The organism is Burkholderia sp. HMSC10F09, from assembly GCF_001806955.1.
Taxonomy (GTDB): Bacteria; Pseudomonadota; Gammaproteobacteria; order Burkholderiales; family Burkholderiaceae; genus Burkholderia; species Burkholderia multivorans.
Window position 1 is genome coordinate 1 of the sequence record NZ_KV786669.1, and the last position, 6,272, is coordinate 6,272.

Sequence of the window (6,272 nt, forward strand, 5' to 3'; positions counted from 1 at the left end):
CGCCGCGCGGCGCCTCGTCGGCGCGGCGATCGCCGGCAGCGGCGCGGCCGTGCTGATCGCGCACGCGCTCGGCGCGATCGCTCACGTGGCCGGCGCGTAAGCGCGCATTGGCGCGTGTCACGCTAAACTGGCAGACCGCGAGCGCATGCCGCGTGCACGCGACATGCGAATGGCTCGACGCATTTTCATCGGTTCAACATGTCGAAATGAGGAGTCCGACGATGGCAAAGAAAGGCAATGCAAATGCAACGCAAATCAACATCGGCATCAGCGACAAGGATCGCAGGAAGATCGCCGACGGCCTGTCGCGCTTGCTGGCCGATACGTTTTCGCTGTATCTGAAGACGCACAATTTCCACTGGAACGTGACGGGCCCGATGTTCAACACGCTGCATCTGATGTTCGAGGAGCAGTACAACGAACTGTGGCTCGCGGTCGATTCGATCGCGGAACGCATTCGCACGCTCGGCGTCGTCGCGCCGGGCACGTTCGGCGATTTCGCGCGACTGTCGTCGGTGCCGGAAGCCGAGGGCGTGCCGGCCGCCGAAGACATGATCCGCCAGCTCGTCGAAGGGCACGAGGCTGTCGTGCGCACCGCGCGCGAGATTTTCCCGGCGGCCGACGCGGCGAGCGACGAGCCGACTGCCGATCTGCTCACGCAGCGCTTGCAGACGCATGAAAAGACCGCGTGGATGCTGCGGTCGCTGCTCGCGTAAGGACGTTGCGCGGCGGGGCGCGCGCCCGGCCGCGGCGCGCGGCATGTCGTTGCGGCATGCGGCAGGGCCGCAAGGTAGGCAGCGCTGCCGCCGCACGGTTCGCACGGCGACTCGCGCGGCACCGATGGTTCCCGGATCGTGCCGGCCGCCTTCGATCTTGGTCGGCGATCCGCCGATTTCTTCACACCGATCCATTCCCCTCGGCCGGGCCTCGCGCCGGCCGCACCCATGACGCAAACGGCCGTTGGGCTCTAAAATGCCGGGATCGTCTTTCCGGTGCTTCGCCATGCTTGCCCGCTTTCCCCTGTACCTGCGCCTTGTCCGGATGGACAAGCCGATCGGCAGCCTGCTGCTGCTGTGGCCGACCTTGAACGCGCTATGGATCGCGTCGGACGGCCATCCGCGCTGGCCGCTGATCGTGATCTTCGCGCTCGGCACGCTGCTGATGCGCTCGGCCGGCTGCGCGATGAACGACTACGCGGACCGCGATTTCGACCGGCACGTGAAGCGCACGGCTGACCGGCCGCTGACGTCGGGCAAGATCCGCGCGTGGGAAGCCGTCGCGATTGCCGTCGGCCTGTCCTTCGTGGCGTTCCTGCTGATCCTGCCGCTCAATACGCTGACGAAAGAGCTGTCGGTTGTCGCGCTGTTCGTCGCGGGTACCTATCCGTTCATGAAGCGCTTCTTCGCGATTCCGCAGGCGTATCTCGGGATCGCATTCGGCTTCGGAATTCCGATGGCGTTCGCGGCCGTGCAGAACACGGTGCCGCCGCTCGCGTGGGTGATGCTGATCGCCAACGTGTTCTGGTCGGTCGCGTACGACACCGAATACGCGATGGTCGACCGCGACGACGACATCAAGATCGGCATTCGCACGTCGGCGCTGACGTTCGGCCGTTTCGACGTCGCGGCCGTCATGGCGTGCTATGCGGTCACGCTCGGAATCTACGTGTGGATCGGCATCACGCTCGGCTTCGGTGCGGCGTACTGGGTGGGCTGGGCCGCCGCCGCCGGCTGCGCGGTGTATCACTACACGCTGATCAAGGGCCGCGAACGGATGCCGTGCTTCGCGGCATTCCGCCACAACAACTGGCTCGGCGGCGTGCTGTTCGCCGGCATTGCCGCGCATTACCTGATGGCGGCGAGCTGAACGGCGGTCCGCGCGGCTTCGTGCCGCGCGCGGCGTGCTGAAGCAGAAAACGAAAAAGCGGCCGAGGCCGCTTTTTTGTTGCCGCTGCCGGCCGACGGCGTGCGCGGTCTACTGCGCACGCCCACCATCGTGCAGGACGAAGCGTCGAGCCGCTCAGGCGCGGCCGAGTTCGTCGCCCATTTCCTTCGCGCGTGCGTCGGCCGCGAGCACGCCGCGCACGATCGCTTCCTTCACACCTTGCGCGTCGAACGACGCGAGCGCGGCGGCCGTCGTGCCGCCCTTCGACGTCACGCGCTCGCGCAGCACGCCAGCCGGCTCGCCCGATTGCGCGGCGAGCTGCGCGGCGCCCGTAAACGTCGCGACCGCGAGCGCGCGGCCCTGTTCGTCGTTCATCCCGAGGCGGCGCGCCGCTTCCTGCAGCGCTTCGATGAAATAGAACACGTATGCGGGCCCGCTGCCCGAGATCGCGGTGACGGCGTCGAGCTGCGATTCGTCGTCGAACCAGACGATCTCGCCGACCGCGCCGAGCACGTTCGAAGCCAGTTCGCGGCCGGCCGCATCGACGCCCGGCAGTGCGGCGAGGCCCGTCACGCCCATGCCGACGAGCGCGGGCGTGTTCGGCATCGTGCGCACGACGCGCGCGTAGCCGCCGAGCCAGCGCGACAGATCCGCGCCGCGGATGCCGGCCGCGATGCTGATCACGAGCTGCGCGCGCAGATGCGGCGCGAGCGCCTGCGCGACGTCCTTCAGCACCTGCGGCTTGACCGCGAGCACGATCGCGTCGTAGTCGCCGAGTGCCGCGTCGATCGCGGCGCCGGTGCGGATCCCGAACTGCTGCGCGGCGCGCGCGCGGACGTCGTCGTTGACGTCGATCGCGTACAGGCCGTCCGCGGCGACGCCGCGCTTGATGAGGCCGCCGATCAGGGCCGCGGCCATGTTGCCGCCGCCGATGAATGCGATTTTCATGATGTCGGATTGAGCGAGTGAGTGAAGGGATAGGGCGCGGCGTTCAGCGCGAATAGTCGCGCGCGCCGAAGATCGCGGTGCCGACGCGCACGATCGTCGCGCCTTCGAGTACGGCCGCCTCGAGATCGGCGGACATGCCCATCGACAGCGTGTCGAGCGGCAGGCCGTCGGCACGCAGCGCATCGAACAGCGTGCGCAGTGCGCGATGCGGCACGCGTTGCGCGTCGAGGTCGGCTGCCGGTTCCGGGATCGCCATCAGCCCGCGCAGCCGCAGCGACGGCAGCGCGGCCACCGCGCGTGCGACCTCGGCGACCTCGGCCGGCGCGACGCCGCTCTTCGAAGCCTCGCCGCTGATGTTCACCTGCACGCACACGTTCAGCGGCGGCAGGTGCGTGGGGCGCTGCTCGGCGAGCCGCTGCGCGATCTTCAGCCGGTCGATCGAATGTACCCAGTCGTAGCGCTCGGCAACCGCGCGCGTCTTGTTCGATTGCAGCGGCCCGATGAAATGCCATTCGAGCGACGCGCGCAAATCGGCGAGCGCGTCGATCTTGTCGATCGACTCCTGCACGTAGTTTTCGCCGAATGCGCGCTGGCCGGCCGCATGCGCGGCGCGCACCGCATCGGCGGGAAAGGTCTTCGATACGGCGAGCAGCGACACGGAGGCCGGATCGCGGCCGGCGGCACGCGCGGCGTCGGCGATGCGGCGATGAACGGATTCGAGACGAACGGCGAGATCGGACATGACGGGCACGGATACGGCGCGAGAAAACGGGCACGGAGCGGATGCGCCGCAGGCGGCGCAACGATCCGCACATTATACGGACGCCGCGCGCGCCGCCGCGACGCGCTCGCGTGCATGCATGCCCTTCACGCAGCGATCATGGTGCACCGCGAGCGGCGAGCGGCGAGCGCCGACATTAACCGTAGATGAGGTGCTCGACGAGCTGGATCCAGTGCGCGACCGGGGTCTGCGTGCCGCTTTGCAGGTGCGCGATGCAGCCGACGTTGCCGGACACGATCATCTGCGGCTCGAGCGCCTGCAGCTTCAGCAGCTTCTGCTTGCGCAACCGGTACGACAGCGACGGCTGCGTCAGCGAATAGGTGCCGGCCGAGCCGCAGCAGAGGTGGCTGTCGGCCGGCAGCCGCACGTCGATGCCGAGCGTTTCGAGCAGCCGTTCGACCTTTCCGCGCGACTGCTGCCCGTGCTGCAGCGTGCACGGCGGATGGTACGCGACCGTATGGATCGCGCGGCGGCGGCCGAGCGTCGCGAGTTCGGCCTCGAACGCGAGCAGTACGTCGGAGATGTCGCGCGTCAGCGCGACGATGCGCCGCGCCTTTTCCGCATAGGCCGGATCGTCGCGCAGCAGGTGTGCATATTCGAGCACGGTCGCGCCGCAGCCCGACGCGTTCATCACGATCGCTTCGACGCCCTGTTCGACGTACGGCCACCATGCGTCGATGTTGCGGCGCGCGTCGTCGAGCGCTTCGTCGTGATAGTTCAGATGCAGCCGGATCGCGCCGCAGCAGCCTGCGTCGGGCGCGACGATCGTCTCGACGCCGAGCGCGTCCAGCACGCGCGCGGTCGCGATGTTGATGTTCGGCAGCATCGACGGCTGCACGCAGCCGCCGAGCATCAGCATCTTGCGCGGATGCGTGCGCTGCGGCCATTCGAGCAGCCGCGTGCGCGGCGGTACCTTGTCGCGCAGCCGCTTCGGCAGCAGCGGCCGCACCTGCTGGCCGAGCCGCATCACGGGCGAGAACAGCGTCGCGTTCGGCACGAGGCTCGCCAGCAGGCGGCGCACGAGCCGCTGCGACAGCGGGCGCTGCACCTGCGCCTCGACGTGCTTGCGGCCGATCTCGACGAGCCGGCCGTACTGGACGCCCGACGGGCACGTCGTCTCGCAGCTGCGGCACGTGAGGCAGCGATCGAGATGCTGCTGCGTGCTGCGCGTGACTTTCGCGCCTTCGACCATCTGCTTGATCAGGTAAATGCGTCCGCGCGGGCCGTCGAGTTCGTCGCCGAGCAACTGATAGGTCGGGCACGTCGCGGTGCAGAACCCGCAGTGCACGCACTTGCGCAGGATCGCGTCGGCCTCGTTGCCGTCGGGCGTGTCGCGGATGAAGTCGGCGAGGTTCGTTTGCATCGGCAGCTCAGAGATCGGGATACAGCCGGCCGCGGTTGAAGATGCGCGCGGGATCGAACGCCGCCTTCAGGCCGCGGTGGATTTTCAGCAGCGGCGCGGCGAGCGGCGTGAACACGCCGGCGCTGCGATCGTAGGCGTCGCCCGCGCGGAACAGCGTCGCGTGGCCGCCGGCCTGCTTCGCGCTCATGCGGACCGTCTGCGCGTCGGCGTCGGTAATCCACCAGCGTTGCGCGCCGCCCCATTCCATCAGCTGTGTGCCGGGCAGGTGCATCGGTTCGGTGATCGACGGCAGCGAGAGCCGCCACAGCGCATAGTCGGGCGGGATCCCGTTGAAGAACGGATCGGTGTGCTCGCGCAGGCCGGCCCAGAATCGCTCGGCCTCGACCGCGTCGACGACTTCGCCGCCGAGCTGCGTCTTTGCCGATTTGACGGCGGCCTCGGCGCCGGACAGGCGCAGCACGAGCGTGCCGTTGCGCCACGCGCTGCCGCTGACCGGCAGCGGATGGCCACCCCATTCGTTGAGCTTGCGCACGGCATCGGTCGCCGTCATCTCGAACTTCAGCGTGACTTCGGCGACCGGCACCGGCAGCACCTTGATCGAGAGCTCGAGCATCAGCCCGAGCGTGCCGAGCGAGCCGGCCATCAGCCGCGAGACGTCGTAGCCGGCGACGTTCTTCACGACCTGCCCGCCGAAGCGCAGCGTTTCGCCGCGGCCGTTCATCAGCGTGACGCCGAGCACGAAGTCGCGCGGCGCGCCGCAGGTCGCACGGCGCGGGCCCGCGAGGCCGGCTGCGATGCAGCCGCCGACGGTGGCCGCGCGCCCGAAGTGCGGCGGCTCGAACGGCAGCATCTGGCCGCACTCCGCGACGACGCTTTCGAGCTGCGCGAGCGGCGTGCCCGCGCGCACCGTGACGACGAGTTCGGCCGGGTCGTACGACACGACGCCGTGCAGCGCGCGCGTGTCCAGTATTTCTCCTTCGAGCGTCTGCCCGTACCAGTCCTTCGTGCCGCCGCCGCGAATCCGCAGCGGGCGGCCGTCGGCGCTGGCCGAGCGGACGCGTTCGGCCCATTCGGCGACGATGTCGTCCTCTTCCATGTTTTCGTGGCTGCCTCGTCTTGTTGTCCGATCGATTGTACCGGGGTGGCGCGAATCCACATCGCGACTATCCCTAGGATGCGTCGGCGACACCCGCGACATCGAGGAAAGGGGGGCGCTACAGCGCGTACCGGGCGGCGGGCCCGCCGCCCGGACTGCGCAGGCGCCGCGCGCGAGCCTGCGCCGCGCCATACCGCGCG

At 69.1% G+C, this 6,272-nt stretch carries 6 protein-coding genes; 2 read left to right on the forward strand and 4 right to left on the reverse strand.

The features are described from left to right. Nucleotides 1–221 precede the first annotated feature (221 nt). Entirely contained in the window at nt 222–716 is a 495-nt protein-coding gene (locus HMPREF3115_RS11460) for a Dps family protein (protein ID WP_035489597.1), read from the forward strand. Between the two features lie 286 nt (nt 717–1,002). Beyond that, nucleotides 1,003–1,866: a 4-hydroxybenzoate octaprenyltransferase gene (ubiA, locus tag HMPREF3115_RS11465; protein WP_035489595.1), complete on the forward strand. Its 864-nt coding sequence runs from the start codon at nt 1,003–1,005 to the stop codon at nt 1,864–1,866. A gap of 153 nt (nt 1,867–2,019) precedes the next feature. On the opposite strand, the gene proC is transcribed toward ubiA, so the two are convergent. The 4 genes from proC to glcE all read right to left on the reverse strand — a co-directional run bounded on the left by proC (nt 2,020) and on the right by glcE (nt 6,072). Beyond that, nucleotides 2,020–2,832: a pyrroline-5-carboxylate reductase gene (proC, locus tag HMPREF3115_RS11470; RefSeq protein ID WP_070554459.1), complete on the reverse strand. Its 813-nt coding sequence runs from the start codon at nt 2,830–2,832 to the stop codon at nt 2,020–2,022. A gap of 43 nt (nt 2,833–2,875) precedes the next feature. Then, entirely contained in the window at nt 2,876–3,574 is a 699-nt protein-coding gene (locus HMPREF3115_RS11475; protein ID WP_070554461.1) for a YggS family pyridoxal phosphate-dependent enzyme, read from the reverse strand. A gap of 175 nt (nt 3,575–3,749) precedes the next feature. After that, complete coding sequence (gene glcF / locus HMPREF3115_RS11480) at nt 3,750–4,976, reverse strand: glycolate oxidase subunit GlcF (RefSeq protein WP_069219997.1); 1,227 nt, start codon at nt 4,974–4,976, stop codon at nt 3,750–3,752. A gap of 7 nt (nt 4,977–4,983) precedes the next feature. Next, nucleotides 4,984–6,072 (reverse strand): glycolate oxidase subunit GlcE, encoded by a 1,089-nt coding sequence (gene glcE / locus HMPREF3115_RS11485; RefSeq protein ID WP_006408364.1) that lies wholly within the window; start codon nt 6,070–6,072, stop codon nt 4,984–4,986. Nucleotides 6,073–6,272 lie beyond the last annotated feature (200 nt).